Below are 524 nucleotides of genomic sequence, written 5' to 3'. Positions count from 1 at the left end.
GGGGGTGAACTTCACCGCGCGGATGTCGGATGTGGCGGTGTCCATGGCCAGATGGACCTTGCACCATTGGCGACGGCTCTGAACACCATGCTTGCGCGCCCGCTATTCCCCGTCGCCGAGGAACTTGATCCCTGTGCTGTTCACCAGCAGGTTCAGCGGCCCGGCAGCGCGGCGATGGGATATGCCCCTCCACGGTCTTCTGCCTGCGGCGCAGGGTCGAATCGTCCGGAACGGGCCGGTCCAGCCCGGCCAGCCGCAACAGCCTGGAGACCATTCCGGCGGCCTGTCTGAGCGGCAGCGTGAACAGCACCTTGATCGACAGGCAGAACAGGATCGCCGCATTCAAGAAGACCGGCGGGCGCCCGGGGCGACCCTCATGCGGCGCGTGCCAGGCCATCTCCTTGTCCAGCCAGATCAGCAGCGACCCGCGCTGCCTGAGCGCATCATTGTAGGCGGGCCAGCTCGTTGTGCGGTAGCGGGCGGGCTCGGGCTTGCTCATGCAGCCCGTCTAACCGCATGGATTC

General features: G+C 66.6%; 1 pseudogene. It reads right to left on the bottom strand.

The features are described 5' to 3' along the window. Positions 1 to 499, bottom strand: a pseudogene (locus ACDP63_RS25160) (IS5 family transposase); the annotation flags it as partial. Positions 500 to 524: the final 25 nt, after the last annotated feature.

Source organism: Paracoccus sp. P2, assembly GCF_046335115.1.
Lineage (GTDB): Bacteria > Pseudomonadota > Alphaproteobacteria > Rhodobacterales > Rhodobacteraceae > Paracoccus > Paracoccus pantotrophus.
This window is presented reverse-complemented; position numbering and strand designations above follow the sequence as displayed.